Here is a 25133-nt window from a genome sequence, read left to right as displayed (position 1 = left end):
CGGTTGCTAAATAGTATTTAGCAGAAACAAATTACTGAGCTGGCTTGTAGACAGGCTGTCCATCGCTACCTTTTACTTCGTTCCACTTCTCTTTGAACAAGGCCACTGCCGTGTCAGAGAATGGTACGTAGTCTAGTTCCATAGCGTCATCATCACCTTGGGTATAAGCCCAGTCAAAAAAGTTCAACACGCCAGCGACTTGCTGAGGATTTTCTGGTTGCTTATGTACTAAGATAAAGGTCGCAGCAGCGATAGGCCATGCTTGCTCAGTCTCAGAGTTGGTGATGACTTTATAAAAGCCTTCTTGTTGTGACCAGTCGATATCACCTGCTGCAGCAAACGTCTCAGCAGATGGCTGTACGATGTTACCAGCTGCGTTTTTCAGCGCAGTATGTGACATCTTATTCTGCTTAGCGTAAGCATACTCAACATAGCCGATAGAGTTTTTCATACGGTTTACGTAGCTTGAGACGCCTTCGTTACCTTTACCGCCTGCACCAGTAGCAGAGGTCGGCCACTTGACGGTTTTATCAACGCCAACGGTGTCTTTCCAGTCTGGTGAAACCTTGGCAAGATAGTCAGTAAAGTTAAACGTCGTACCTGAACCGTCTGAGCGGAATACTGTTGTGATTGCGGCATCTGGCAAGGTCAAATCTGGGTTCATCGCCTTAATCGCAGGGTCATTCCAGTTGCTAATCTTACCCAAATAGATATCAGCCAACGTTGTGCCGTCTAGCTTCAGTGCACCAGGCTCAACACCGTCGATGTTGACAATTGGTACAACACCACCGATGACTGTTGGGAACTGAATCAAACCTGCTTCGTCTAACTCTTCAGGCGTCATCGGTGCATCAGAAGCACCAAAGTCTACTGTTTTTGACTGGATTTGTTTGATACCACCAGATGAGCCAATCGACTGATAGTTGACTTGGCCGCCGGTCGCAGCATTGTAGTCATATGACCATTTCGCATAGATAGGCTGCGGGAACGACGCACCTGCACCTGTAATATTCATAGCAATATTTTCAGCAGATTTAAAATCTGACGTAGCAGAAGATGCTGTCTGAGAGGTTGTTTCAGCTGTTGTCACAGCGCTACTGCTAGTATCAGCAGTTGGCTCCGCCGTATCTGTTGACTTATTACACGCCGTAAGCATTAATGTACAACTGACGGCCACTGCTAATAACGAATAACGCATGTAGGACTCCTGAAGTTTAACAACGGTATAAAAAAGCATTGCTTGTGATATGCGTGTTATCTTGCCAAATCTTTATGACAGTTTAATGACAACTTCTAGAATCCTTCATTCGCTTTACATAATATTTGAATAATTTGTCTACAACCTAGTAATACTAAGCATCCTCATCTATTAACACTCAGGAAAATTATTCACGAAAATATTGAATAGTATGTGTGGCACAGAATATTTGTATCCAAATACTATTAGCCGTTGGTACAGAATTTTGTTAGTATGAAGGCTGATTTACAACACTGACAGACTCGGGGTGCGGTGTATTTTTGGCTCACTTTATTAAACTTGCTTTATTAAAGTAGTCGCCTTAATACATTCGCTGAGAGATCACCCGCCGAACCTGATGCGGTTAGTACCGACGCAGGGAAGTCTTAAGCACTTTGTTATTTATGACAAAGGGCGCGTAGAAATACATTTTTATCGTCACTACTGTCTTAATATGCGTGATGCATAACCAGATAAGAAGAGAGGATATCAAGCTGCGTCCAATATTTGATGAGCACCATGCGCGACGATATTTTTTGGTCGAAGTTGTGTGTTCATAATATAAATTTGTCTAGATGATGGATGCCTACCCCCGCAGATACTGGCGGTGTTGATTTTATTCAAAAACCAACACGCTAGGACAGCATATGACTACTGCAGACACTACCTCAATTGCACCGAAAGCCCAAACGCATAACCCAGCCGACAACTCAACGCTTGCTTCAAATGCTGCTGACACGACCAACGTCAAGGCAGATAAAAAAGCAGATGCGCTAAAAACCCCTGCTCACCGTGCCGCAAGTGATGCCCGTTTCGAAGAAGATGCGCGCGACTTGCACCGTATTTTACCTGCCTCAAGAAAAGTCTATATCGAAGGCTCAAGACATGATATCCAAGTACCGATGCGTGAAATCAGCTTGGCTGATACGCCTGTTGGCGGTACTGGAGATAAAGACGGTGAGCATAATCCTCCGTTTTATGTGTATGACACCTCAGGTGTATATACCGACCCTAATGTCGATATCGACCTAACACGTGGATTGCCAAAACTGCGTGAGAACTGGATCGCAGAACGTGGTGATACCGAGCAACTAAGTGGCCTATCCAGCTCATACGGACAAGCACGTGCTCGCGACATCAGCACTGCTAACCTTAGATTTGCTCATATCGATAAACCGCGTCGCGCCAAAGCAGGACAGAACGTTACGCAAATGTACTATGCGCGTCGCGGCATCATCACCCCTGAGATGGAATATATCGCTATTCGTGAGACGCAAAAGCAGCATGAACTGACTGATATGCGTCAACACGATGGCGAGAGCTTCGGTGCCAATACGCCTCAAATCATCACTCCTGAATTCGTTCGCGATGAAGTGGCGGCTGGACGTGCAATTATTCCAAACAACATCAACCACCCTGAATCTGAGCCGATGATCATCGGGCGCAATTTCTTGGTGAAAATCAATGCCAATATCGGTAACTCAGCGTTAGGTTCATCTATCGATGAAGAAGTGTCCAAAATGACGTGGGCCACACGTTGGGGTGCGGATACCATCATGGATTTATCAACGGGCAATCACATTCATGAAACCCGTGAATGGCTAATCCGTAACTCTCCTGTGCCGATTGGTACCGTACCGATTTATCAAGCACTAGAAAAAGTCGATGGCGTCGCTGAAGATCTTACATGGGAAATATTCCGTGATACGTTGATTGAGCAAGCAGAGCAAGGCGTAGACTACTTTACTATTCACGCCGGCGTACTATTACGCTATGTGCCGCTCACCGCAAAACGTCTGACAGGTATCGTCTCACGTGGTGGTTCTATCATGGCGCAGTGGTGTCTAGCCCATCACAAAGAAAGCTTTTTATATACGCATTTCGAAGACATCTGCGAGATTATGAAGCAGTACGATGTGGCATTTAGTCTAGGTGATGGCCTACGTCCTGGCTGCTTGCAAGATGCCAATGATGAAGCGCAGTTCGGTGAGCTACGTACGCTTGGTGAATTGACTAAAGTGGCATGGGAGCACGATGTACAGGTGATGATCGAAGGCCCTGGACACGTTGCGATGAACCGCATCAAAGAAAACATGGACTTGCAGCTTGAGCTATGTGCTGACGCGCCTTTCTATACTTTAGGGCCATTAACCACAGACATCGCCCCAGGCTATGACCATATCACTAGCGCCATCGGAGCTGCAATGATTGGATGGTTTGGTACAGCGATGCTGTGCTATGTCACGCCAAAAGAACATTTAGGTCTACCAAACAAAAAAGACGTCAAAGACGGCATTATTACTTATAAAATCGCTGCACACGCTGCTGACCTTGCTAAAGGTCATCCAGGAGCGCAGGCACGTGACAATGCACTATCTAAAGCACGTTTCGAATTCCGCTGGGATGATCAGTTCAATCTAGCGCTCGATCCTGATACTGCACGTGAATATCATGATGAGACGTTGCCAAAAGACGCACACAAATCGGCACACTTTTGCTCCATGTGTGGCCCTAAGTTTTGTTCAATGAAAATCACTCAAAACGTGCGTGAATATGCAGCAGGACTGGATAAAGCTGCTGCTAATCAAAAAGTGACGCCGCAAACGGGCGACTTAACCGATGCTGGTCACCTAATCAAAGAGGTAGATACAGAGCTTGTCGGACAAGTTGGGGAGGCCACTGCTGAGGAAATTCGCCAAGGCATGGCCGAGATGACTAAAAAATATAACAACGAAGGACGTCAGTTATATAAAGAGGTGTAGAGTTAATAACCGATACTTTTAAAATAATAAAAGCCCTACTATTCAAGTATTTTTATACTTATCTAGTAGGGCTTTTTTGCTTATTTACTCATGATTTATGTGCGAATTTTTATTTACTACGTTTACACTTTTGACGCTTCATAAATCTCTTCAATTGAAGCATTAATGGTTTCAGAGAATTCACTATCGCTTTGTTGCTTACTCAAGCCTTCAGTAAAGGCACGCGAGAAGCTCGCAATCATACCTGGGTTTTGTTTGAGCTTGGCACAAGCATCGCTACGACTATAGCCACCAGATAACGCCACAACTTTTAACACTTTAGGGTGGTCAATCAGCTCCTGATAAAACCCTGCCTCTTCTGGTAACGTCAGCTTGAGCATCACTTGATGTTCGTCATTCAAGCGTTCCAGATTGCGCAGTATATCTGTCTTCAACAGTAACTCGCACTCATGCTTTTGAGTGCTCTCAATATTGACCTCTGGCTCGACGATAGGCATCAGACCTTTTGAAATAATCTGCTTAGCCACATCGAACTGCTGCTGTACCACAAGCTCGATACCATCGACGTTTGGCTCATAGATGACTGAGCGCATTTTAGTACCGAATACGGGATAGTTTTTTGCTTTATCTAATAATAGATCTAGATTCGGAATCGGCTTCATAACTTGCACGCCGCTCATTTGCTCAGCCAGACCTTTATCTACCTTTAAAAATGGTACGATATTTTTATCTTCCCATAGGTAATTAGCTGTCGACTTACCATTGACTTCGCGCTCCATGGTATCTTCAAATAAAATTGCACCAAGTACACGCTCGCTATCAAAACAGTCGCACGTCATGATACGAGCACGCATTTCATGAACCAAATCAAACATGGCTTCATCGTTATCATAGTCGTCGCTGCTGACACCATAAGTCTCTAACGCTTTCGGTGTGCTGCCACCACTTTGATCAAGCGCAGCAATAAAACCCGAACTATTTTTTATACGCTGTAATTGCTTATCGTATTCCATTGAGCCTGCATCCTATTTTTATTGGTTAAGTTAACTATCATAAATTAAGCTTTTTTATTCCATACAAGCCGTGTTATTTGTAGATAACCTTATCATAGGATGATTTGTATGCCTATATAGGATACGTGACAATATAGCTAAAAAACCATGAAACCAATACTTTTGGACAGTGTGCATTACGCCAAAAATAGTACCCCTACACAGCAGACTGCCAATACTAATCCTATTATATTGATACGGTTCAGCTGCTCTTTAAATACACCTACGCCAATCAATGTCGCTACGGCAATAACACCGACATTCATACCAGTGAAAACAATACTAGGAGAATCATGCAGCACTTGGTGTGCCCGCACATAGGCGTAGATATTGCCCATGTTTAATGTACCGAGCAGCAAGCCTGTCATAAGTGCTTGTTTTTGCCAACGTACCCGTGTGATAAGTAAATAGATTAGAAGCAATACACCTGCTACCCCGAAGCTAACCAGTAGAGTCAACGGAAAAGCTGCCCCTTGTTTGGCAACTTGTTTGAACAAAATATCAATAATGCCGTAGCCTGCCCATACCCCGAATAACCACAGTGGCGTATGCTTTGCTTGCCGAGTAATATCGTTATGCTGTGGTCGATAGACAAGCGCACCTAATGCCAAAAAGCCCAACGCCAGTCCAAGTATACGTGTACCAGTCAGCACCTCACCGAATAGCAAAAAAGCCGCTACGATAGGAATAATAAGTGATAAGCGCTGAGACGCGTCGGTTGCTACCATCCCCACCGCTTCAATAGCCCGTCCCAGAATGATAAATACAGCAGGTAATAGTACTCCAAGCGCAATGATGATGCCCCAAGCGCTATCAAGCGCATGAATGGCACTTACATCAGGTTTTAGTAACACCCAAGTCAGTAAAAAAGCCACAGGATAGCCTGCCACGATGGTCTGACGAATATCTATATTTTTCTGGCGCAATATTTTCAAAAGTACTGAGACAGCGACGCTACATAGCACCGCTATTATTAAATACATCATTCACTGCTACCTTTTGAACTTCAATGTTGAGTTATTACTGTTCGTACATTTATAAAAACCATTAAATAAAATGCCTGCTAATCAGCTGATTTTCGCAATGAAATCATGCTTATAAAAGCAATATTTAAAATATGAATAAGTTTGGATGTGGAATGTAACAAAATATGTTTTCCACAGCAATCTATTTATTATTGTTGTGACTAAGGCACTAAAGACACAGCTATTCTTAAGTAAATTACAATTAGCATGCAGGTATGATTAGTAATTTTGCTAAAATAGCACCTAATCCCAATCACAAAAGTAAAGATTCTAGATAACGAGTGCTCTCGTTCATCTTGACGTACTGCTATTGATGTTTTATTACTGCCTATGAATGCTTTATTTCGCTTTTTTGAAAACCGCCTACCCGCCTTTCCAGACACACCCATGCCATTGCCATCACCTAAAGATGGTATGCTGAAGTTTTTGTGGGCATGTACCAATGGCTTACGCGGCTGGCTACTAATTTTTATGATTTTGTCCGCTGGTATCGGTATTTACGAGGCCATGCTGTTTGCTTGGATAGGTAATATCGTCGATTGGTTGGGCGTTTATACGCCGCAAAACTTATGGGTAGAAAAAGGCGATATGCTACTCATCATGCTCGCTGTCATGATAGTGAGCCCATTGTGGATCGCCTTGTCATCATTTATCCATTTTCAGACCTTGCAAGGCGTGTTTCCTATGCAGATGCGCTGGCGGTTTCATCAGCGAATGCTTGGGCAATCTATGCAGTTTTATCAGGATGAGTTTTCGGGTCGTGTCTCAGCTAAGGTAATGCAGACAGCCCTAGCAGTACGCGATACCGTAATGACCGTCACCGATATGTTTATGTATGTCTCTGTCTACTTTATCACCTCAGGGGTGATTTTGTTTAATTTAGACAGCTTACTACTCATTCCTTTTGTCATTTGGCTGGTCTTGGTTGCCATCACCATTTGGTACTTTATCCCTAAGCTCAAGGAGACAGCGATTGTGCAAGCAGATGCCCGTGCCTTGATGACGGGACGAATTACGGATGCTTATGCCAATATCATGACCGTCAAGCTATTTAGCCATTCGCGTCGTGAGCTCGGTTATGCCAAAAATGCCATGGGACAATTTCTAGGTACGGTACATGCACAGATGCGCTGGGTCAGCTATTTAGAAGTATCGACCCATCTTATCAGCGTGATCTTGGTCAGTAGTACGGCAGGTATTGGATTGTACTTGTGGCAACAAGGCGCAGTTGGTGTTGGTGCTATTGCTGCTGCGACTGCTATGGCGTTACGTCTAAATGGTTTGACGCGTTGGATTATGTGGCAGACAGCCAGTTTGTTTGAGAGTATCGGTACAGTTCAAGATGGTATGCGTACGTTGTCAGCACCGCAGACAATCATTGATAAACCTGATGCGCCAGCCCTAGCCGTTACGGACGGGCGTATCGTGTTCGACCATGTTGACTTCAGTTATGAAAATGACGAAGAAGACAATGACCAAACTAGCGAGCCTATTGATAGTACCAACATCGCTAAGCGCGCTCCTAACTCATATATCAAACTATTAGACAACTTCCACTTAGATATTAAGCCGGGTGAAAAGATTGGTTTGGTTGGGCGTTCAGGTGCTGGTAAATCGACCTTAGTTAATTTGCTACTGCGCTTTTTTGATGTCGATAGTGGTAAAATTCTGATTGATGGTCAAGCTATCGATGAGGTCACACAAGAATCGTTGCGCCAACAGATTGGTATGGTGACTCAAGATACCTCGTTGCTACATCGTACCGTGCGTGAAAACATCGCCTATGGTCGTCCTGATGCTACTGATGAAGAGATTATGATCGCTGCCAAACAAGCTCAGGCATGGGATTTCATCAAAGATCTGTACGATGATAAAGGCAATACAGGACTTGATACCCAAGTGGGTGAACGCGGAGTCAAACTATCTGGCGGTCAACGTCAGCGTATCGCTATCTCACGTGTTATGCTAAAAAATGCGCCGATTTTACTTTTGGATGAAGCCACCAGTGCGCTAGATTCTGAGATTGAATATGCTATTACCGAAAGCTTAAATGACATTATGACTGGCAAGACCGTTATTGCCATTGCCCATCGACTGTCTACTATCGCCGCACTGGATAGACTGGTCGTCATGCATCAAGGCCGTATCATTGAGCAAGGTAGTCATGATGAGTTATTGGCATTGAATGGTGTCTACGCTCGACTGTGGCAGCGTCAAAGCGGTGGCTTCTTAGGTGAAGATAACTAGGACTTGTTAAGTCAGCTCAATCATAAGAAGATAAACTGCAAGAAATCACTCAAAATAAGTCACAAGGAAGTGTTTATTTTATGGAAGCATTCACAAACCGTATTAATCTTGGCGGAAAACAGGCACGCTACTATGACCTTAGCCAGTTTAATCAGCCGTTAGATTCAAGCTCTACTCCTCGCGCACCAGCACATTTTTATAGTGGTAATAGTTTTACTGTTGGTACTTATACGCCACTATTGAACAAGCTATCCACCGAATTTGATATCAGCTCACTTGCCCTACGTGGCTACTGGTATGATAAGCCGCAAAGTCGTCGTCTGACGAGAGAGCAAGATGCTGATCTGCTGATTGAGTTTTTAGAAAAGACCCAAGATAAGCCTGTCGTAGGTATTGGTCACTCGCAAGGGGCGACGGCCACAGCAATGGCAGCTGCCAAACGTCCAGAGTTGTTTTCGCAGTTGTACCTGATCGAGCCTGTTACATTTACCAAACACCAAGCCACCCTATATAACCTTTTGCCACGCTCTGTCCTACTGAGTCGCGAGCCTTTTAAAAGCACGTTAACTAAGCAATCTACTTGGCCAAGTATCCATAGTTATTACGAGAGCCTACGTGCGCAGCGTGCTTATAAGCGTATTAGCGATGAGCACTTGCAAGTGTTTGCTGAGCAAAGCTTGAGCAAAAATACAGATGGTAGCTATACGCTTATGTTTGCACCAGAACAAGAGCTGGCCAATTATTTTGGCGCACCTCATATCGATGCCGCCCTTAAAAAACTACGCTGTCCCTACACCTTGATTACGGGCAAACCTACCCTGTTTATTAATGATAAAGTACGAAAGCAATGGAAAAAGTTTGTCCCAGATAGCAGTCTTATTTCGCTGTCAGATTATGGTCATCTATTGCCAATGGAAGCGCCTGAATTATGCGCTCAAATTATCAACGAGCACTACCAAAGCAGTAAATAAGGATTTACAACGACTAAATTATGACTGACCTCTTTGCTCCTGCACCCACGGATAACTTACTACCCTATGATGGTAAGGTGAATGATCTAGGCGTGATTATCGACGATGCCACTGCCCTTTATAATACTCTACTAAATGAGCTACCTTGGCAATCAGACATCGTGACGTTATTTGGTAAGACCCATATAACTACTCGGAAAATTGTCTGGATGGGAGATACAGATGCAGACTATCAATACTCAGGACACGTGCGCCAAACTGTTCCATGGTCAGATATAGTGTTTCACGTGAAACAGGAAATCGAACAAGCTTTAGCAGAGGTTGGCGTAACTGCCAATTTTAATACCTGCCTGCTTAATTACTATCCTTCTGGCGCTGATGGTATGGGCTACCATGCTGATGACGAAAATGAGCTCGGTCATCAGCCAGTCATCGCCTCCTTATCGCTTGGTGCAACACGCAAATTTGTTTTTAAGCATAAAAAAACTCAAGACAAAGTTGAACTTTATCTTGAGTCTGGTCAGCTCGTTGTGATGCATGGTGACACACAGACCTTTTGGAAACATACGATCACTAAGACAAAGACGGTCGATACTGGGCGAATCAGTCTAACGTTTCGGCGTATGCTTACATCTTGATACTATCGCTGACTGAACGAGCCATTAAGTGTTTATGCGAGACGGTCCAAAAAACGCTCACGGTAACACTGGTAAGCAGCTTCACAAACATTGGCAGTGTAGCTAGCATTAACACCACCTGCGACTACTGCACCCACCGCTGGAATGATTTGCGCCGCTTTTGTCTTAACGATGTTAGTGGCTACTTTAGTCGCTGTCTGACGCAGTACACGAGACATGACTTCTTCATTAATCTGATTGAATGCCTGAGTTTCTGGATCTTTAATCATTGCATGAGTGTCATCTAACGCCGCTTTACGCTCTTCAACAGAGGCAGAAGTTGCCACAGCCAACAAAGACATCGCAAATAGCTGCTCGCCTTTATCATTGATATCAAAGCCATAGTACGTTGCATATTCTCCAATCGCACGTAGATTGGCTGTAATAAGCCCAACGACATCAGCAGGGATACCTGCCCAGCCTACAATCCCTGTAGTCACCCCTTGCGCACTGGTTAGCGCTACATATTTGCTTTTAAAAAGCTTAACTTGTTTATCTACAACCGCAATGGGTAGACGTTTAATGTCAGCCAGCGTTTTGATAGAGGAGTCGTTAACATCTGCTTCCTCTTGATAGCTATCGATAACGTCTTGAGTATCTAGTGTCCAGTTGGCTGCGTCACTCAAAGCACTAATCGTTTCCTCAGTTGCTTTTTTTAGAGAATCGCCAAATTGTGGAGCTTCCATCAACGCATCACCGGCTGCTACCACAGGGGTATTAAGCACTGCGAGCGTCTTATCCAAAATCCCTTTATCAGGGTTCTTCCACGCTTCTATCTCTGCACGAACTTTTGCTTCATAAGCAATGTGGTCATCTGTTTTTTCATTGCTGGTCTTATTATTGGTAGTCTTATTATTGATAGTCTTATTATTGATAGTCTTATTATTGATAGTCATATTATTCCCTTTATTAGTATCGTTCGCTTTCTATCCTATGATAAATAAGCGAAGACTACAGGGACGTTCTGTTGTCCAAAATAAAACTTTTGTATGATTTGTTAAATCATCAGTTAAGTTTACTGGGTTTCAACAGACATCCCTTTACTAATAAATCCTACCAAACACTACCGAACACTACCTAATACTTGGGCAATCTTGACATTCACTCAGTTGCCGCTAAGACAATCTTGCCAAAAGCATCGCCTTTTTGTAGCTCGTGGTGCGCTGCAACAACTTCTGAGAGTGGATAAGTTTTTTGAATTTTTAAAGTTAGCTTACCATCGGCTACTTCCTGTAAAACACGCGTCATATCTTGACCACTACGCTGCGCTTTATAGCCTGCTACTGCTAAGTCTTTTTGCTGACCGGCTTCTTTGAGCTTATCAACCCAGATAGTTGGTAACACATTCACGCGGGCGCCTGATTTGAGCACGCTAAGTGCACGGACACCTGCTTCATCGCCGACTAAATCAAGTAGTACGTCGGCTTGTAGGTCAGGAAACGCTTCATCTTTGGTATAATCTATCCAACCCGCCAGCTTAGATACGTCTATCAACTCATCAAGCTTGGTGTACTTTTCTGGCGAGCAAATTACCGTCACCTTGATGTTATCTTGCGCCACTTTATTCATGAGCAGTTGGATCAAAAAATGACCGACACCGCCTGCTGGTGCATTAATAACCACATGCTCGCCTGTTTTTATATCAGCAAAATCTACAAACTGTAGCGCCGTTTGTCCGATACAAGGCAAAGCACCTGCCTGCTCTAAGCTGACATTGTCTGGTACTTTCGCAAGCAACTTGGCATCTACTGCCACATATTGCGCGTAGCCACCACCGCTAAAGGTCAAGGCCGCTACTCTATCGCCCACAGCAAACTCATCGCTATTGCTGCTGACTACTTCGCCTGATACATCAAATCCTAAAATAGCTGGCTGATCATTCTCAAACTTGTCTTTGCGGATGTTCTCTGCACCCCAGCCTTTACCTTGACGAGTTTTATAATCGACAGGATTAATTCCAGCATAGGCAATTTTTACTAGTACTTGGTCGGCCTGTAGCTCAGGGACGTCAGCACCATCTTGGTATTTCATTACTTCAGGCTCACCGAACTCGCGTATAAGTACGGCGTGCTGGCTCTTAGGTATGTTATGGTTAGCTTGTTGATTGTTATCAGTAGTAGACGCTGTTGCCATCGTAGAATATCCTTATATTTTGTTTATTAGGCTGTACTTGTTATTCATTTTATTGAAACGTTATGCTGTTAATAGCACTTTCAATCGAAAACATAATTAGTCAATAATATGATCAATAAAGACAATTGTTCATATATTGATAGATTGCCAATATAATACATTTAGACGCATTATTATAGTTAGGTATTAGGGCAGCATCAGCTCTGCACTAATGGGCAGATGATCTGATAGTGATGACCAAGGTTTTCCAGTGTGTACCCAAGCATCCTTCACAAGCAAATTGCGCACGTAGATACGATCTAAGCTGAGTACTGGCAGTTTTGCTGGAAAGGTTGGCAACAACTTGCCATGACAATGCTTGAACGCTTCTATCATACCGAGATCTGATGCCAGTTTGTCGCAAGACATCTTTTTCCAATCGTTAAAATCGCCTGCCAAGATAAGCGGTTGATTCGGCGCAATCTCATTTCGCACATAGTCACTAATCGCTTGATACTGCTTGATACGATCACGCTCAAATAAATTTAAATGTGCACACAGCACCACAACAGGCATCTCCCAACCAATAGGCTGTACCTCACAGTGCAAGACACCGCGCTGCTCAAGCTTGTTGACCGTAATATTTACATTGTGTTTGGGGTCTAGCGGAAAGCGGCTTAATACTGCATTGCCGTGGTGGCCGTTTTCGTATTCGGAGTTTTTACCGTAACTATTTTGCAGATCTAAAAACTCGCCAAACCATTCATGCTGTGATTGATCTGGGTATTCGTTATATTGCATATTGCGTTTAAGGTTTTGGCCTTGTACTTCTTGCAAACACAGGACGTCTGAACCCACAGACTCCAGTGCCTGAGCAATACCTTGCATCTTCACTTGGCGATTTAGCGGTGACATGCCTTTGTGGATGTTGTAGCTGGTTAAAACAAAAGAGGTGGTAGTCATAGTTTGGTTAGTTGTACGCTCATTATTTATGGAGTAAAGATCAATAGCTCAGCTACGATAGCATCCATAGTGATGGTAATGACAGACATAAAAAGAGCACTGGCTCGTATTGAACCAATGCTCTCATAGTACACCTATGTATTATTAATGGCTAATTCATAAATGGCTGATTCATAAATGAACATCGCGCATAGGTGTCATCGTCAGATTAGTAGCGAGTTACTAGCGCTATTGGTTGATCTTCACCCATAATATCTTGTGGCATAAATACAGCTTCGCCGCCATTGTGAATGACGTGCTCGATGATTTCACCGATTGCATCATCTGTGATGCCTTCCGTAGTAGCATCATTGGCAGGGCTTAACGTTTGTGCCTTTTCATCAATCTTAGCAGATTGTATATAGCCACGTCGTACATAAAGTGTCTCGCCAGCTCCTTGGAAAGCACTTCGATATACTTCCTGCAAGTCAGTCTGCAACATATTCGCACCGCGAGCTTTATCGATTTCGCCCAATGCAGCTTTATGTAATGAGGTGCGATACTCTTCTACGGCTTCTTGCACGCTATCTACGATATGCTGAGCACTACCGTCTTCTAGATTGGTCGCATTCGATACTGTAGCGATGATATTGTCTGGACGATCACAGATTTCTTTATAGTAGCCAATATTTTTTGCATCACCAACTATAACAAGAGGCATTTTATGCTCGCCCCACAATTCTTGGACACTTTTATCAACTTGGTTAAAGAATTCTTTTAAGTGACTGCTTTCGTTGTTTGATGAACGATCTGAGCCACCGTCGCCTGTTGTGTATAGTCCGTTGTTTTCGACAGGGAACTGAATGTTCTCCATGTTGTTTTGTGCATCGTCATCTTTATCGAACTCTCTCACGACGCGGTCATTAGATGCTTCAATCAAACGCGCATTGTCACGGGTTAAGACCACCGTATAATAATGAACCGCACTTGCCATATCACGGACCAAGTCACGCGTAGCAAATCTATCTGAAATCACAACGCGCTCTGTCGTATCAATTGGCATACGGATAACTTGTACATCATCTGTGCTAGCAAATATAGCTAACGTATCAAGGTTATAATTGTGATTGAGCTCACTGATTTTATTTTGAATATTATCTAGAATGGTAGTCGCTGTGCGTTTATCGTACTCTTTCGTCAGGCGATCTTCGGCAACTTTCAATTGGTTTTTTAGAGCGATAGGATCTTGCTCGTTAGCTGGATGTTCACGATGCGTTTTAACAAAGATACTTACTGCAGGATTAGCTTTAGTTTCACGTAAACTTTTAAGAGTCGCTTTCATATATTGCTCCTTGTTTTATTATCGTTCATTTTTAACTTTATGTATCTCTTCACTCATGTACTTTTATAAGTGTAGAAATTTCTATCCGTGTTTTTCTTGCATCTCATTGACGCATAATATTTAAATTCCATTATCTTGATGCTAACAGCTATACCCCACTCCCTGTAGGGTTAATTTGCAAGCAAATGATAGCGCTTTGTAAGTAGAGCACTCTATATTGTTAAAGAACTGCCTTAGCGAACATAGCTACATATTCGGATAATTATCTTGAGAAGTGGAATCTAAGTATCAGAATTTTGATATTTACTTTCAGATTGCTAGCACTATCCTAATTACTTGAATCGTATAAAAGTGCTTAGGTTGTATTTTTACCAAACGAACCCATCTTTTATATAATCTATATATAAAATAAGAACACACTGTATATTTCAATAGTAGCCAGACTTTTCTCATTTTGATTAATAATAATTCATTGATATCGGATACCTATATGACACCTTCTCCTTTAGATTTACGCCTTGTCGACTTTGCCGACACTGCGCCACATACGTTACAGAACCAAGTGATTGACGCTATTGATGCTGCCAATGCTTTTTTAGATACCTTAACCGTGATAGAAAGCGACAGTGCTGAAAAAATAAGCGCTGAACAAGCTTTGGCAGATGTGATGAGCTTTGATCATATTAATTTGGCATTAGATCGTAGCTGGGGTATTTTGTCGCATCTCAATAGTGTGATGAGCAACGATGAGATTCGACATGTTCACCATGAACTGCTACCAAAGCTGTCTGCCTACGGTACGCGAGTTGGCCAACATCAGCCTTTGTTTAATCGCTATCAAGCTATCGTCAATGCCACAGATTTCTTTGCTACGTTAGAGCCTGCTCGTGCACGTGCAATCGAACTGGCATTACGTAGTTTTGAGCTATCAGGCGTTGCGTTACCTCAAGCTGAGCAAGAAAAGTTTGCCGCTATTCAAAGCGAGTTATCTACCTTGTCTGCAACCTTTTCGGACAATATCTTGGATGCGACGCAAGCATTTGCCCTACCTTTAGAAGACTCTCAATTAAAGGGTCTAACAGAGAGCGGTCTGGCACTATTGGCAGATGCAGGCGAGCAATACAAAGCGCGTGAGCTTGCTAATGGCACTCTGAGTCAAACAGATATAGATGCACTTCCTACTCCTTATTATGTGGCCAGTTTAAATATCCCTGCATATCTAGCGATCATGACTCATGCGGACGATCGCAGCCTGCGTGAGATGTTGTATCGTGCTTATGTTACGCGTGCTTCTGAGTTTGATACGCATACCAATGCAAAAGGAAACTCATTAAATAATGCTGACAATATGAGTCAAATACTCTCATTACGTGAGCAAAAAGCCAAGCTACTTGGTTTTGCAAATTATGCTGAAGTATCGCTATCGACCAAGATGGCAGATAGCGTCTTAGAAGTTGAAACATTCTTACGTGACTTAGCAACGCAAGCAACCCCTGCTGCCAAAGCAGATTTGGCACAGCTACAGAAATACGCAAGCGATTATGGCATTGACGAATTGCAACCGTGGGATAGCGCCTACATCGCTGAAAAAGTGAAACAAAGTGAGTTCAGTTTATCGCAAGAGGAAATTCGTCCATATTTCCCATTACCCAAAGTGATTAATGGCTTGTTCACTATCGTTGAGCGTCTATACGGTATCAAAGTACAAGAGCAAAGTCATAAAGATGCAGAAAGTGATTCAGTCTCTCGCTGGCATGACGATGTGAGTTTTTATCAATTATTCGACGCTGATGATCGCTTGCTCGGTGGCTTCTACTTTGACTTATTTGCACGTAGTGGTAAGCGTGGCGGTGCATGGATGAGTGGTTTTCAATCTCGCTATAGCTATGAAGAACAGAACCATCAGCAGCTGCCCGTTTGCTTTATGGTTGGTAATTTCACGCCAGCACTTGATGGCAAACCTAGTTTATTGACCCATGATGAAGTATTAACCTTATTCCACGAGTTTGGTCATGGCTTGCATCATTTATTGACTCAAGTGACGGTCGGTGATGTCGCTGGTGTCAATGGCGTTGAATGGGATGCGGTCGAGCTTCCTAGTCAGTTTATGGAAAACTGGGCTTGGGATGCTGAAGGTATCGCCCTTATCAGCAGCCACGTTGAGACTGGCGAGCCATTGCCTAAAGACAAGCTCGATGCACTATTAGCAGTGAAAAATTTCCAAAGTGGTATGCAAACGCTGCGTCAGATAGAGTTTGCTCTATTTGATTTACTCATTCACGCTCATACGCCAGCACTTAATTACGATGGCATTTTAGAGACGCTCAATACTGTCCGTCATGATATCTCCGTTATGCAAACACCTGACTATAACCGCTTTGCTAATGGTTTTAGTCATATCTTCGCGGGTGGTTATGCTGCAGGTTATTACTCATACAAATGGGCGGAACTGCTATCAGCTGATGCGTTTAGCAAGTTTGAAGAAGACGGTATTTTCAACCCAGCGACAGGTAAAGCGTTCCGTGAATCTATCTTATCTGTTGGTGGCAGTTTCCCAGCCAAGACCAACTTTGAAAACTTCCGCGGTCGTAGCGCCAGTATCGATGCCTTGCTACGTCATAATGGTTTCACGGATGCTAAAAATATTGATGCGGCAAACACTCAAACGACGCACGAGGTCATTTAAATGCGTTATCAGTCATCTAGTCCTAAGCGCCGATTTTTAGCAGGGGTACGTTGTCCGAAATGTCAGGAGATGGACGCTGTGGTGCAAGTCAATATCGTGACTCCTGCCCCAGATGAGTATATTGAATGTACTCAGTGCGGACACACAGAGCACCGTCCCGATCCTGATGCCATTAGTGCAAAGAACCATTTAGAAGATCAGATGGCACGTGATGCGATGGCGACTGGCACCAGCGGCACTGTGAAATTTAAATCTTAGTTATTTAGTTTTCATACTTAAAAACAGATTAAGTTCTTTATTATTTAATGGTCTATTAAGCCTATCTATCAATAGATAGGCTTTTTATTTTGAGTTTGCTATAGTATGGCTACTTATATTCTTGACATGAATCGATCATAATATGAAACCAGAAAACATCCGGCCTTCATCAACCCACACTTCTCAGAAGAAACAGACTAAATCACGTCAGAAAATTTTGGCAATACTTATCTCTGTATTGCTACTTATTATTATTGTCTACCTTATCATAGGAAGGTCTGGCACTCAGTCCATACTCCCTGTAGATGACGCCACTTCGGCACCAGTAACTGAGCAAACGCAGACAGAATTAGTCACAGACAGCACTTCGAAAGAAACAGATGATTCTGTGATTAACGATGGTGTGCTCATAGATGAAAACTCTGGAGCAGCCAATAATGACAATAACGCGATACCAAATCCTACTGCTATATTAGATGCGCCTCTACCAGAAAATGACAGCTTGGCTAAAGAAGAGATTGATCGTTTAGAAGATGAGCGTCAGCGACTGGCCGAACAAGAAAATTTAGCCGCTGAACAAGTGGCTATGAATAAGCAGTTGACTGATATGAAGGCAGAACAAATTGCGCTACTCGAACAACAAATTGCTCAGTTAGAAGCAAACGACTCTAATAAAGCGACGGTTCAATAACCGTATACTTGATTTGGTTATAGAGAGGCTTACGATGGCGATTTTGCAATTCACACATGCCTCTATTTTAAATAGCAATGCACAGCTGCTTGTTTTACCTGTCAACAATACTGGTATCGTTTTAGATCCTGTACTCACACGAGCAAAAACTCTATTTCCTGATAACTATAGTCACTATCATCGTGCATGCCGCGATGGTAGTCTGAATGTTGGTAGCTGCTTACTTAATAAGCGTACACGTGAGCAGGTCGGACTTGGTATCAGTAGTAACGGTAACCAGCCAAACTATATTGCCAACCTTGTGATATCAAACCATCCTTATCATCCAGCGCGCACACGTTGGCTGACTGCTGCCTTGATTGATTTGCAACAGCAAATAATGCCGCTTATACGTTACCAAGGCATACGCAGAGTTGCATTGCTTGCGCGGCCACTTATCTCAGGCAGACCACGTGATATCGTATCCAGTGAAAGCACTACAGTAGATACCCTGCCTTTAGACTGGCATGCTGATACTTTGCCATTACTAACTGAGTACTTACAAGACCTACCAAAACTTCGTATCGATATACACCTGCCTAAAAGCATTGAGTTATAAATGGCCTTTTAGCTAGCCAGTCATCATCTTTTTGGACACATAAAAAAACCGCCTTGAATACTCATAACGAGCATTTCAAGGCGGTTTTTTCTTATTTAAACCACATCAGATATTGAGTATTAGTTCTGCTCAACACCTTTCATAGTTAGTTTGATACGACCACGGTTGTCAACGTCTTGTACAAGTACTTTAACGACCTGACCTTCTTTTAGGTAGTCTGACACATTCTCTACGCGCTCTTCTGCGATTTGTGAAATATGTACTAGGCCATCCGTGTTTGGCAAGACATTTACAAATGCACCGAAGTCGACGATACGCGCAACGGTACCTTCATAAGTTTTACCAACTTCAACTTCAGCAGTTATTGCTTCGATTTTGCCGATAGCTGCTTTGGTCGCTGCTTTGTTTTCACCAAAGATACGGATAGTACCAGCATCGTCGATATCGATAACCGCGCCAGTTTCTTCCGTTAGCTGACGGATAGTTGCGCCGCCTTTACCGATAACGTCACGAATCTTGTCTGGGTTGATTTCGATAACCGCGTAGTTTGGTGCATGAGCATTGATTTCAGTACGGCTTTCAGGCAATACTTGGTTCATTGCTTCTAGGATATGAATACGACCTGCATGGGCTTGTTTAAGCGCTTGCTCCATGATGTCAGGTGTAATACCTTCGATTTTGATATCCATCTGAAGTGCAGTGATACCATTTTTAGAACCGGCTACTTTAAAGTCCATATCACCTAGATGATCTTCATCACCCAAGATATCTGACAATACAGCAAAACGATCGCCTTCTTTAACCAGACCCATCGCGATACCAGCAACTGGTGCTTTTAATGGTACGCCTGCGTCCATCAATGCCAAGCTTGCGCCACAAACAGAAGCCATAGAAGATGAACCGTTAGATTCAGTAATTTCTGATACCACACGAATCACATACGGGAAACGCTCACTATCTGGTAGCATTGCTTGTACACCGCGACGTGCAAGGCGGCCATGACCGATTTCACGACGTTTTGGAATACCTTCACGGCCCGTTTCACCAACTGAGAAATGCGGGAAGTTATAATGCAGCATGAAATGGTCACGAATCGTGCCACCTAGTGAGTCAATCATGTTGACATCACGGCTGTTGCCAAGCGTAGTCGTAACCAATGCCTGTGTCTCACCGCGGGTGAACAGTGCTGAACCATGCGTATATGGCAATACACCAACTTGTACGTCGAGCGCACGAACTGTCTCAGGATCACGACCATCGATACGCGGTTTACCTGACAAGATATTGTCACGAACAGTACGATATTTAAGGTCGTTATAGATTTCTTTAAGCTCAGATACGGTATCAGCATAGCCTTCTGATTCGGCATCACCAGCAAGTGCATCAATAATTGATTGCTTAATTTCGTCAAGTTTAGTGTAACGTGCTTGCTTATCAGTAATGGTATAAGCGTCAGCAACTTGCTCGCCGAACTGCTCTTTCATGCTGCTAGTAAGCGCTTGGTCACGCTCAGGTGCAGAATACTGCTGCTTAGTAGTACCAATTTCTTCAGCCATTGACGCGATATTATCAATAACGATTTGTTGTTGCTGATGACCATATAGTACCGCACCTAGCATCTGGTCTTCTGATAGCTCTGCTGCTTCGGACTCAACCATCAATACGGCAGATTTCGTACCAGCTACAACCAAGTCTAGATCACTACTCTCAAGCTGCTCAGACGTTGGGTTTAGAACGTATTCACCGTTAATGAAACCAACACGAGCGGCAGCAACAGGACCATTAAATGGCGCATCAGAGATAGCCAATGCCGCTGAAGCACCGATTAGTGCAGCGATATCTGCAGACTGAGTTTTATCTGATGATACAACCGTCGCTGTGATTTGGATTTCGTTTACGTAGCCTTCTGGGAATAGCGGACGAATCGGACGGTCAATCAAGCGCGAGGTTAAAGTTTCAAATTCGCTTGCACGGCCTTCACGTTTGCCGTAAGCACCTGGAATTTTACCCGCTGCATACATTTTTTCTTGATAGTTTACGGTGAGCGGAAAAAAGTTTTGACCCTCTTTAGCTTCTGACTTTACGACTGCTGCAACTAATACTGTTACGCCGCCCATGTGTACTAAAATAGAGTTTGCTTGACGAGCCATACGGCCTGTCTCGATAACAACCTGCTGGTTACCGTACTGAAATTCACGCTTAATGGTGTTGAACATTGTCATATAATTTTCCTAATGTTGACTGACAAAAGTGATATCAGCAACCTAACAAGCTGATATCTGTCATTAAAATTCTGTGTATATGGCTATCAGTTGCGATGCTTTCTATCAGAAAGCATCGCAACCAATGCCAATAACGTTACTTGGTTATCTCATATATTTATCTGAGTTAGACATCGTACTATTATGTATATTCGGTCGTGCAATTTTGGCTTTACTATAAATACTATCAAAAAGACATTAAGTCAAAAGACTTCGATGCTAAAAACCCTACAGGCTATTTTCTGAACTTTCAAATATCAGCTATCTGCGCTGATTACCAAGCCAAATAATAAGTATTCTATCAATAATCACCATATCTGTAGCAGATGCGCTATCAAACTCACAAGGCATTATTTTACAGTGATTTATAGCCATTGACCAATTAATTGCACAGTAGCGCAATTATCGTCAGAAAATACCGTATTTGAGGCTTGGTTAGTACAGTTTATACCAATATTCCTCTTAACTATTCTATAGAAGGAGTTATAGCTCTTACTATTTGAGCACGGTATCTAAAACGAATAAGCATAAAAAAACGGCGTGAAACTATTCCACACCGTTTTTAGAAAAATCTATTTTATCGATAATAACCAACAAGTTCCAAGCGACTTAGCAAAAAATTCAGCATCCACTCGTACTATTGTCGTTAGATTAACGACGTAGACCCAACTGGCTGATTAGAGTAGTGTAACGACCAAGGTCTTTACCTTTTAAGTAATCAAGCAGTTTACGACGCGTGTTAACCATACGGATAAGACCGCGACGGCTATGATGGTCAGCTTTGTGTGCTTTAAAGTGGTTCTGCAAATCATTGATACGAGCACTCAACAAAGCTACTTGAACTTCTGGGGAACCAGTGTCATTTTCGCCACGTTGGTATTGAGCGATGATTTGTTCACGATCGGTATTAGTTAGCATAAATATCTCCGGCAATGCTAAAAACTTTAAAAAACGGACTGCAATTTGAGTCAGTATTAAAGCAATAGAATAATAAATAAAATAACCTGTACGCCATTCAGGACAACCCTGCATTACTAGAGTTGACCTAGTGTACGACAAGCTCAGTTAACAACCATTTAGTACGTTTTGAATCGTACATTGTATTTAGCTATAGCACTACTTAATCAAAGTAATGGGCTAACTACAGTACATCATCCAAAACCTAATTTAAATGTGGGGGTAATTATAACAAAAAACTGCTGAACTAGCAGCAGTTTTTCATAATACTTGTAAAGCGACATTTAATTTCTAGTAACTAATATCCTACAGATAACTAGCTATTAACATCCTACCTAAGCAGACTACTTATTAACATCAGATTCTTTTGCATTGCCGCCTAGTTCATCATCTTCAAGAGGCGCGGCAGTAGTCACTTCTGCTAGACTGTCTGGGGCAGTATGCTCGCTTGGATTGATTTCTTCTGCAAGCTTTTCAATCTCTTTTTCTTGCTCGTCCATATTGTTCGGTGAATTACTCATATTAGCTCCTAAATTATTATTTTGTGGACTAACTGTACTTGCACTCATCGATCATAAGACGTGCAAACTATAAACATATCGATGCCACCTATTACAGGTGGCATATTAAAAACCTACTTGTCTTCTTTCGCATTTTCTAAGTTAGCTGCGATACGTTCTGCTGCTGCTTCGCTGTTTTCACTATGATTGTCTTCAGTTTGACCTTTAAGTGCTGCTTCTGCTGAATCAGAACGTTGTTGCTCAAGCTTAGTATCATTTGGATTAGAGTTTGACATAGTATCTTCCTTAGTTATGGTTATAAATGTTAGTTATAAAAATTTGAAATTTAATAGTACTTAGTTAATTGAAATTATTTAGTTAGAAGTCGAAATTCTAAGATAATGCTTTATCTATGGCATCAACAAAATTAGGAATATCATCTGGGTTACGCGAAGTAATAAGATTACCATCTACTTGTACTGTCTTGTCTACGTAGTTTGCTCCAGCATTTTCTAGATCTAATTGCAAAGTAGGGTAAGCGGTAAGGGTTTTACCTTTAGCAATACCTGTATTGATGAGAACCCAAGGAGCATGGCAAATAACAGCTAACGGCTTTCCTGCTTCATTAATAGCGTTGATAATTTGATGAGCCTTTTCGTTACCACGAATAGTATCAGCGTTGACAGTACCACCTGGTAACACCAATGCATCATAGTCAGAGACGTTGGCATCTTCTGCAAAGATATCAGCAGTAAAAGTATCACTCTTATCTACGTCTTGCTGCATGGCTTGCACTTCTTTTTTATCATTTGTTGTTATGAGAAGTGTTTTATAGCCTTTGTCTTTTAGCTGATTATTGACGTCTTCATACTCTGCTTGTTCAAAGTGGTTATGTAGTAAAAAAGCGATCGTTTTCATAACTTTCCTTCTTCTTATCTATTAGTTTTTGTGAGCCAGTATATTTTTATAAGTTAGTTTTATTATTGTTTGGCAGTACATTCTCCTTTGAACTATTTTATTTTTGTTCAAATGCGTCCTTTCTGCATTGGTTTTTACTTTTAATTGTTTATCGTTTTAGTTATTAACCTTATGGCAATTTTTTATTTTTATAATATTTGTCCGTTTTATTTTTTAACTCAGCATTCCCTATCTGATGAATCTAGAGTACAAAAAAAACAGGTTTCACCATAGGCGAAACCTGCAATAAAATGTGACGGTATGTGATTAGTGTAAACTATTAGTAAATCAAACCAATATTAGGTGGTAGTTTCTCTATTTAAGTAGCATTGATGAAAACGTTACTATTAGCGCTGAATCAATTTCTTAGGTTGTAAACGTCCGTTTAAGCTCACAGACCCCAAACCGAGAAATTCTCCCTGCTCATTGAGTAAACGTATATCAATAGGTATTTCATGCTCTAGGAGCTGAGGCGCATCAAGACCAATATTAGCTTTACTGTGAGTACTAGCATCATCATTAATATCGACAGAGCTATTCTTAGACAGCTGGTCAGAAACCATTCTAACAACATAATCCTTGAGCTTACCTGTTAGCTCATCAAATACGTTTAAGCGTTGCCCCATATGTACGCGGGCGCATTGTTCCTCTGTCAGGGTTAGCTCAGCATCGATATCAATACAAGCATCGATGGGCAGTAGCCAAGACTGACGCTCCTCTAAACCATGCTCTTCTAATGAAGATAAAGCGATCGCATCATCAATGTTAAAGCTCCCTACTTGTGTACGACGCAATGCCGTCAAATGTCCTAGCGTACCTAGCTGCTTTGCAATATCTTCCGCTAATACTCGTACGTAAGTACCTTTCGTACAAGTAACCGTGAGATTAATCTGGGTATCATCTATCATCTGTAGATTGATTGCTTTAATCGTGATATCTCTAGGCGGTCTATCAACCTCAATACCAGCGCGAGCATATTCATACAGTTTTTTGCCATCTTTTTTTAGCGCTGAATACATCGGAGGTATCTGCTGCTGAGCACCCAAAAACTGCTGGGCAATAGTCGCCAATGATGCTTCGTCAAATACGGGAATAGATGCCTGCGTTACGATTTGACCATCAGCATCACCAGTATCGGTTTGACTACCTAGCAAGATAGTCGCTTGATAAGATTTATCAGCATCCAGTTGATAATGGCTAAACTTGGTGGCTTCACCCAAACAAATAGGTAACAGGCCAGTTGCCATCGGATCAAGCGTCCCTGTATGCCCTGCCTTTTTACTATCGTGTATCGGTGATTTAAATAAATACTTCACTTTTGACACGACTTGCTGCGAGGTCATACCTTTGGGTTTATCCACCAATATGACACCTGAAACTTTTACTTTTTCAGGTACTTTATTGGCTTTTTTATCAACTTGCTTAGACGCTATAGACATAATAATAATTTACTCGTCATTCTCGTTTTGCTCAGTTTTAGTCACGGCCTTACTAATCAAGTCCATCATATAGTTACCACGAGCCGTTACTTCATCATAATGAAAACGTAAGCGCGGCGTAGTACGTGTTTTTAAGCTATGGCTTAGTTCCGTACGCAAAAACCCTGCTGCTTTATTCAATACTTTGATACTTTCTTCATGATTGGTCTTGTTCATAGAATCATTGAGCTCAGGCTCCATGATAGTGACATAGACGTCCGCATAGCCTAAATCTGGGCTAACTTTGACACTAGAGATTGTGACAAAACCCGTTAGACGAGGGTCATTGACTTCATCACGAATAAGAACAGCAAGCTCACGCTGAATCTGATCCGATAATCTTTGTAAACGTTGGTTCATGTTATTACCTTACTTTAATG

At 42.4% G+C, this 25133-nt stretch carries 22 protein-coding genes and 1 riboswitch; of the genes, 8 read left to right on the top strand and 14 right to left on the bottom strand.

The window, feature by feature from the left end; all coding sequences use genetic code 11:
- Nucleotides 1–31: 31 nt before the first annotated feature.
- Nucleotides 32–1198, bottom strand: a complete 1167-nt coding sequence (pstS, locus tag CXF60_RS07105) for a phosphate ABC transporter substrate-binding protein PstS (protein WP_102091375.1) — start codon at nucleotides 1196–1198, stop codon at nucleotides 32–34.
- Between the two features lie 293 nt (nucleotides 1199–1491).
- A riboswitch (TPP riboswitch) is annotated at nucleotides 1492–1636 on the top strand.
- A gap of 248 nt (nucleotides 1637–1884) precedes the next feature.
- On the opposite strand from pstS, the gene thiC reads away from it, so the two are divergent.
- Nucleotides 1885–3999: a phosphomethylpyrimidine synthase ThiC gene (gene thiC / locus CXF60_RS07100; protein ID WP_228707062.1), complete on the top strand. Its 2115-nt coding sequence runs from the start codon at nucleotides 1885–1887 to the stop codon at nucleotides 3997–3999.
- 122 nt (nucleotides 4000–4121) lie between these two features.
- On the opposite strand, the gene CXF60_RS07095 is transcribed toward thiC, so the two are convergent.
- A complete protein-coding gene (locus tag CXF60_RS07095; protein ID WP_102091374.1) occupies nucleotides 4122–5012 on the bottom strand; it encodes a fructose bisphosphate aldolase in 891 nt (296 codons plus the stop codon).
- Between the two features lie 176 nt (nucleotides 5013–5188).
- Nucleotides 5189–6037, bottom strand: coding sequence for a hypothetical protein (locus CXF60_RS07090; protein ID WP_102091373.1), 849 nt, complete (start codon nucleotides 6035–6037; stop codon nucleotides 5189–5191).
- 369 nt (nucleotides 6038–6406) lie between these two features.
- On the opposite strand from CXF60_RS07090, the gene CXF60_RS07085 reads away from it, so the two are divergent.
- The 3 genes from CXF60_RS07085 (at nucleotide 6407) to CXF60_RS07075 (ending at nucleotide 9932) form a co-directional block, all read left to right on the top strand.
- The gene (locus tag CXF60_RS07085) at nucleotides 6407–8323 is read left to right on the top strand and encodes an ABC transporter ATP-binding protein (protein WP_102091372.1); all 1917 of its coding nucleotides are present in this window, start codon (nucleotides 6407–6409) and stop codon (nucleotides 8321–8323) included.
- 80 nt (nucleotides 8324–8403) lie between these two features.
- Nucleotides 8404–9294 (top strand): alpha/beta fold hydrolase, encoded by an 891-nt coding sequence (locus tag CXF60_RS07080; protein WP_102091371.1) that lies wholly within the window; start codon nucleotides 8404–8406, stop codon nucleotides 9292–9294.
- 20 nt (nucleotides 9295–9314) lie between these two features.
- Entirely contained in the window at nucleotides 9315–9932 is a 618-nt protein-coding gene (locus CXF60_RS07075) for an alpha-ketoglutarate-dependent dioxygenase AlkB family protein (RefSeq protein WP_102091370.1), read from the top strand.
- A 32-nt stretch (nucleotides 9933–9964) separates the two neighbouring features.
- Here CXF60_RS07075 and CXF60_RS07070 read toward each other — a convergent pair whose 3' ends face one another.
- The 4 genes from CXF60_RS07070 to CXF60_RS07055 form a co-directional block, all read right to left on the bottom strand.
- The gene (locus CXF60_RS07070) at nucleotides 9965–10867 is read right to left on the bottom strand and encodes an EcsC family protein (RefSeq protein ID WP_102091369.1); all 903 of its coding nucleotides are present in this window, start codon (nucleotides 10865–10867) and stop codon (nucleotides 9965–9967) included.
- A 205-nt stretch (nucleotides 10868–11072) separates the two neighbouring features.
- Nucleotides 11073–12104: an NADP-dependent oxidoreductase gene (locus CXF60_RS07065; protein ID WP_102091368.1), complete on the bottom strand. Its 1032-nt coding sequence runs from the start codon at nucleotides 12102–12104 to the stop codon at nucleotides 11073–11075.
- Between the two features lie 186 nt (nucleotides 12105–12290).
- On the bottom strand, nucleotides 12291–13046 hold the full coding sequence (locus CXF60_RS07060) for an endonuclease/exonuclease/phosphatase family protein (RefSeq protein ID WP_102091367.1): 756 nt from the start codon (nucleotides 13044–13046) through the stop codon (nucleotides 12291–12293).
- A 208-nt stretch (nucleotides 13047–13254) separates the two neighbouring features.
- Complete coding sequence (locus tag CXF60_RS07055) at nucleotides 13255–14367, bottom strand: AOC03_06830 family ribosome hibernation factor (protein WP_102091366.1); 1113 nt, start codon at nucleotides 14365–14367, stop codon at nucleotides 13255–13257.
- A gap of 490 nt (nucleotides 14368–14857) precedes the next feature.
- Here CXF60_RS07055 and CXF60_RS07050 point away from each other — a divergent pair, with 490 nt between their 5' ends.
- From CXF60_RS07050 to CXF60_RS07035, 4 genes are all read left to right on the top strand, one after another.
- Nucleotides 14858–17053 carry a M3 family metallopeptidase gene (locus CXF60_RS07050; protein ID WP_102091365.1) on the top strand — a complete coding sequence of 732 codons (2196 nt, stop codon included), beginning with the start codon at nucleotides 14858–14860 and terminating at the stop codon, nucleotides 17051–17053.
- The gene (locus CXF60_RS07045) at nucleotides 17054–17311 is read left to right on the top strand and encodes a YheV family putative zinc ribbon protein (protein ID WP_101204656.1); all 258 of its coding nucleotides are present in this window, start codon (nucleotides 17054–17056) and stop codon (nucleotides 17309–17311) included. It begins immediately after the preceding gene.
- A gap of 142 nt (nucleotides 17312–17453) precedes the next feature.
- Entirely contained in the window at nucleotides 17454–18002 is a 549-nt protein-coding gene (locus CXF60_RS07040) for a hypothetical protein (protein WP_102091364.1), read from the top strand.
- Between the two features lie 34 nt (nucleotides 18003–18036).
- Nucleotides 18037–18600, top strand: a complete 564-nt coding sequence (locus CXF60_RS07035; protein ID WP_102091363.1) for a hypothetical protein — start codon at nucleotides 18037–18039, stop codon at nucleotides 18598–18600.
- Nucleotides 18601–18719: 119 nt separating this feature from the next.
- Here CXF60_RS07035 and pnp read toward each other — a convergent pair whose 3' ends face one another.
- The 7 genes from pnp to CXF60_RS07010 all read right to left on the bottom strand — a co-directional run bounded on the left by pnp (nucleotide 18720) and on the right by CXF60_RS07010 (nucleotide 25113).
- Complete coding sequence (gene pnp, locus CXF60_RS07030) at nucleotides 18720–20822, bottom strand: polyribonucleotide nucleotidyltransferase (RefSeq protein WP_102091362.1); 2103 nt, start codon at nucleotides 20820–20822, stop codon at nucleotides 18720–18722.
- Between the two features lie 690 nt (nucleotides 20823–21512).
- Nucleotides 21513–21779 (bottom strand): 30S ribosomal protein S15, encoded by a 267-nt coding sequence (gene rpsO / locus CXF60_RS07025; RefSeq protein WP_045443035.1) that lies wholly within the window; start codon nucleotides 21777–21779, stop codon nucleotides 21513–21515.
- Nucleotides 21780–22162: 383 nt separating this feature from the next.
- Nucleotides 22163–22339 carry a hypothetical protein gene (locus CXF60_RS14435; protein ID WP_167514323.1) on the bottom strand — a complete coding sequence of 59 codons (177 nt, stop codon included), beginning with the start codon at nucleotides 22337–22339 and terminating at the stop codon, nucleotides 22163–22165.
- A 113-nt stretch (nucleotides 22340–22452) separates the two neighbouring features.
- Nucleotides 22453–22614, bottom strand: coding sequence for a hypothetical protein (locus tag CXF60_RS14430; protein WP_162799524.1), 162 nt, complete (start codon nucleotides 22612–22614; stop codon nucleotides 22453–22455).
- Between the two features lie 97 nt (nucleotides 22615–22711).
- On the bottom strand, nucleotides 22712–23236 hold the full coding sequence (locus tag CXF60_RS07020) for a type 1 glutamine amidotransferase domain-containing protein (protein ID WP_102091361.1): 525 nt from the start codon (nucleotides 23234–23236) through the stop codon (nucleotides 22712–22714).
- A 386-nt stretch (nucleotides 23237–23622) separates the two neighbouring features.
- Nucleotides 23623–24714: a tRNA pseudouridine(55) synthase TruB gene (gene truB / locus CXF60_RS07015; RefSeq protein WP_102091360.1), complete on the bottom strand. Its 1092-nt coding sequence runs from the start codon at nucleotides 24712–24714 to the stop codon at nucleotides 23623–23625.
- A gap of 9 nt (nucleotides 24715–24723) precedes the next feature.
- Nucleotides 24724–25113: a ribosome-binding factor A gene (locus CXF60_RS07010; RefSeq protein ID WP_102091359.1), complete on the bottom strand. Its 390-nt coding sequence runs from the start codon at nucleotides 25111–25113 to the stop codon at nucleotides 24724–24726.
- Nucleotides 25114–25133: the final 20 nt, after the last annotated feature.

It is taken from the genome of Psychrobacter sp. 4Bb (genome assembly GCF_002836735.1).
In the GTDB taxonomy this organism is placed as follows: Bacteria; Pseudomonadota; Gammaproteobacteria; order Pseudomonadales; family Moraxellaceae; genus Psychrobacter.
Note: the sequence above shows the minus strand (reverse complement) of the source record. Positions and strands in the feature narration are given on the sequence as shown.